Here is a 4,526-nt window from a genome sequence, read left to right as displayed (position 1 = left end):
CAACCCTTACACGCCCTACGTACCTATAGGGTGTTTCATTATACCCTCTTTTGTTGAAGGGGGTATAATGAAACACCCTACTGGGGAAACTCCCCAGTAGGGTGTTCGGTTGCTTTGGGTTGCTTAGGTTGAGGCTATCGGGTCCGGGCTATGTTCCGGTCCACCACCTAGCCTTGGTGGCACCCGTCGCTCTCAATTTTCAAACAGCTTGCATCGTGCGGCCATAAGGCCCGGATACGGAGGGCTACCAACCCGTATCGGCCGATCCCATCGGCCTACCCATCCTTGGACCCGTTATCCCCTCACAAGCTTCCTTACTCTATTACCCATTATCACTAGGGGGACAGGGAAGTCAATCCCGCCACTGGGGGGTCCGATCCGAATAAAGTCACAAGTGCCTACGGAATAAGCACTTACGACGAACAAAAAAATCCCAAAGTCTTGACTACCAAGGTGTCCGCTTGGTATTCTCTAGTACGTAATATGGGCCACCGACTCCCCCATTATAGTTACTTGTCAAGGAACGCTTATTTAGTCGTTCTGCACTATAAATTAGGCTTTCATGGCGCGGCGCCTTGAGCTTACCAATCCCCCATTATGGGTACATAACAGAATGGCTTTCACGGCGCGGCGCATTAGGTGATTTACTTTATACCCAATGATGTTTCCCTCCCGCGCATTAGGTCGCGCAATAGGTTCCGTCCACGTTTCACATTGCCAAGTATTTGATGGTCGACAGAGCCCTCTGTCAAAATATAGTGATAAAACACCTTTCTGTTTCCACCTATCCTATGGCACCTTTTGACCGCCTGTTGCCATACTATAGGGGAAACAGGGGTTTCGTAGAAAATAACCCTATTGGAGTTCTGCAAGTTTAACCCAAGAGCCCCAGATTGGTCGTTTATCACAAGGATACGTGTTTTTCCACTATAGAAAGAGTCCAATTTAGCCTTTTTGCCCTTAGTTCCAGAATAGACCCAAACACAATTATGCCCTTGCTCGATTAGCGCCGACTCTATCCACTTTCCAGAGTAAATATAATGGTGGAAAATAACCACTTGGTCATATTTCGGTATTCCATCCAATATCTCCAACAGCATCGGTATTTTCATGTTTGTTAATGGGGCTTTTACCACTATACCATCATCACCCTTATGGGTCAAAAAGCCACTAGATAATGACCATAAGTGATTAAACTTATTTGCTATTACTTGGGTATTTACCCTTCCAGAATCATCGACCACTTCCATTATATCATCCAATGCTTTATCATAGTGTTTCTTCACGTCATCGGGCATTGGAACTACATGTTCTATCGACACTGTTTCCGGCAAATCGACACAATTTTCCGCTAGGTATCTAATGGAAACACTCCGGGCTATTCGGTTCACTTGGCGCATTGTGTTTCTCTTAAACACCCACTTAACACCCCAAGGGGTTCTCTTTGGTTTAAAAAAAGCAGCCCGAAACAACCCCAAAGTATTGCCGAACGCTTTTCCCCCGTCAACTGCAAATGCTTGTGCCCATAAATCTTCCACTGTCGATCCTATGGGTGTCCCGGTCAAACCATATCTACGGGGTATTTGCCTAACTAGTTCTCTTGCAATAGATGATATTTTAGTGTTATGACTCTTAAGCGCTGTGCATTCATCATACACAACAAAATCGAATCTTTCCCCTATAGATTTAACATTAGCGACAAGAGACCTAGCACCTTTTACCTTGGGTACTGTAAACATCCTAGTCAAACCGGCATAGGTTATTACAACTATATCCGTGTTTTTCTTCCAGAATATCCGATACCTTTCTGCCGGAGAACCCTCACAAGTGCTTATTCGCAAGTGGGGCGTATGCTTCAAACATTCTCTTTCCCATACATCTAATGTGTTTATAGTAGGCACTAACACTAATGCCCTCTTTCTTTTGCCTAGCTTCCGTAAGTAGGAAAAAGTGTCAAGCATTACCTTTGTTTTGCCAATGCCCATATCCATGAACAATAGCAAATTGTCATAGTGTAAACTAATCAGAAACGAAACCAATTGATGTCTATAGGGCTTTGTCTTAAACCTTGGTTTGGGGTTCAAAAGCTCCAACTGATTATAACAAGTATATTCTAATTGGAGCTTTTCCGCCTCTATGTTGCCCAAGTCCCTATTTACGTAATCATATATAGCCTCTTTACTTATCATTTATCCCCCCATATTTACTCTTGGCAACCTTATCGGAGAATCATCACTCTGCAATTCCCTAATTAGAGCGTCTGCATATGATACAGCCAACTGAACCTTTTCGTTAACTATAGTCTCTTCATCCCAGGGCCCTTCACCCCCTAACATTGTATTAAGAAATTGTTTTGAACACTCTGCCCTAAACATGGCAATGCTAAATGCCATGTTTACTTGGGCTTGCTCAACAGCAAGTCTACGCTGGCGGGTCACTTGCTCTGCTATAAAGGCTTTCTGCAAATCTTGCTCACTCATTTTCATCGGAATACTCCCTAATTAGGTTCCAATACTTTTGCCTCATGGCAACATCCCTTAGGCAAAATTGCCCAAATACATAATTCTGGGATATTACCACTATGTACCCATCCATTTCGTTCCTCGACCTATCTACGCTCAATCGTGCTAAACCATAGGCTTTCTCCGCTTGGGTTTGACTGTACGTTAACACCGAATCAGCAGTCGCAATTTTAGAGTAGTCCTCCCCTACCATTTCTGCCGTAGTCGTACTATCCGACACCGAAGCCCTATTGGATTGACTGACAACAGACAATGCCAAGTTATATTTTACTGCAATCCCCCTAAGTGCTTTGTATATGTTACCCAATTCCAGCCTATATGTATTAGTGGGAATACGCATAAGGTCTGGATAATCCACAATGAGTAAATCGGGAACAATGCCCTTTTGTTGCCCAAGGGTGTTCAAATACGCATCTAATTGTTGAGGGGTCAACTCCCCAGTGGGAAACTCTTTAACAACAAGAGGGGGCCGAATCCTTTTCGTTTGTTTCGCAACCCACTTGTAGATACCACTATCATGTAATGATTTATTATCGTGCCTTTCCACTATATCAAAGCCAACAAGTTGCCCAAACTTATTAGTAGAGAACTTTACTGACCTGAAACTACTAGGGTGTTTTGACATAGAGAATAAAGCCTGAACATATCGTTGGATCACCCTATGTTCAGACATTTCAAGGGTTATATGCACTACAGTATATCCACTCATTAAGGCCATTTTCCCCAAGTGCACTTGCCACCATGATTTACCCTTTTTCGGTGGCGCAATGAACAGCATCATTTCTTTCTTTGTAGGCCCTAGCTTATACACGTCAAGACTTTTCACCCCAGTAGGAATGACTACTTCAGCATCATCTATCATAAACTCAAGCGAGTCTGGTGTGCCGAATATAGTCCCTGGGTCAAAAGATGTTATAGTGCTTTCACCTAATGTTTTCCTAAGTGCCTCTTCCGCCTTATCAAGGTCGCCCTCTTGTAATGTATCAGCGGCCATTAAAATGGACGATTTTAGTCTTTGTGCCCTAACAAAATCGCCTAATTGATCCATCACAAAAGAGGCATTTACCCCACCACTCCGCCTTGTTTCCAATACCGATTCGAGTATATCGGTAATGTCCTGGATACTTTTAGGGTGTCCGCTCTTAAGTATAACGCACAAGTCTATCAAATGGTCCTCTGGGCAAACATCATATCGCCTATAGTAGTTATACAGTGATTCCATTACTAACCTATATGCCCCATCATACATAGATAGTGGAATTACCGTATGTATTGTTTTCGCCGATTCTGTATCATACGCCATAAGATACAGAAGATTCTCTTGCATTGTAAAACCTAACCGATCCATTATGACTCTCCGTTTTGCTCATTTACACTATAGACAAAGCCGACCAGCCCAGACTCAATATACCCAGGAAAGGCCCTATCAAAAATATCCCTAATCCTTTGCATACAATTACATATAGTCTTTACACTAACTGGAATATCCATCTCCCTTAACTGACCAACAATGAGATTCGCACACATTTTCATTGCAATCAATTTTTGCCTATTGTCAAGTGGACCAATAGACTCTATAAATTCCATTAGGTGTGGATACCCCTTATCAAAACAAGAGCATAATGATGGTGCTGCAACAGAACTAGGGGGTTCTGAAGCTAATTCCAAGATATACCGCATAAACACTATATCCCTAGATGATTTGTTGTTATTACCCAACAAATTATCCACTCTTGCCTTTAGTACCCTAAGTTCGTCCTCCGACATTTCTTCTGGTGTTTTCATCCTAAATACTCCAAACAAACTACATTCCAACCAACACCAAGATATACGATTATGGGCGAAAACGCCCGCGAATCCACTCATAATCGTATATCTATTTGGAGGAAACAACCCAACAAATTAAACCATATCATAACATATACCAAGTTATTACATGAAGTAAAGACCCCAGGCGGGGTAAAATTCGGTATAAGTTGTATATGGCAAGGCAACTGGTTTTTG

4 protein-coding genes are annotated in these 4,526 nt (G+C 42.6%); all 4 read right to left on the bottom strand.

Annotated elements, in window-relative coordinates:
* Positions 1–644 precede the first annotated feature (644 nt).
* Genes PHG87_07495 through PHG87_07480 form a run of 4 tightly spaced genes read right to left on the bottom strand, consistent with a single transcriptional unit; the run spans position 645 to position 4,307 of the window.
* Positions 645–2,189 (bottom strand): DEAD/DEAH box helicase, encoded by a 1,545-nt coding sequence (locus PHG87_07495; GenBank protein ID MDD5478019.1) that lies wholly within the window; start codon positions 2,187–2,189, stop codon positions 645–647.
* A complete protein-coding gene (locus PHG87_07490) occupies positions 2,190–2,486 on the bottom strand; it encodes a hypothetical protein (protein ID MDD5478018.1) in 297 nt (98 codons plus the stop codon).
* Positions 2,473–3,870, bottom strand: a complete 1,398-nt coding sequence (locus PHG87_07485) for a DnaB-like helicase C-terminal domain-containing protein (protein MDD5478017.1) — start codon at positions 3,868–3,870, stop codon at positions 2,473–2,475. The genes PHG87_07490 and PHG87_07485 overlap by 14 nt, the downstream gene beginning before the upstream one ends.
* Entirely contained in the window at positions 3,870–4,307 is a 438-nt protein-coding gene (locus tag PHG87_07480; protein ID MDD5478016.1) for a hypothetical protein, read from the bottom strand. Before PHG87_07480 ends, PHG87_07485 begins: the two co-directional genes overlap by 1 nt.
* Positions 4,308–4,526: the final 219 nt, after the last annotated feature.

Source organism: Candidatus Omnitrophota bacterium (genome assembly GCA_028716245.1).
Classification (GTDB): domain Bacteria; phylum Omnitrophota; class Gorgyraeia; order Gygaellales; family Profunditerraquicolaceae; genus UBA6249.
This window is presented reverse-complemented; position numbering and strand designations above follow the sequence as displayed.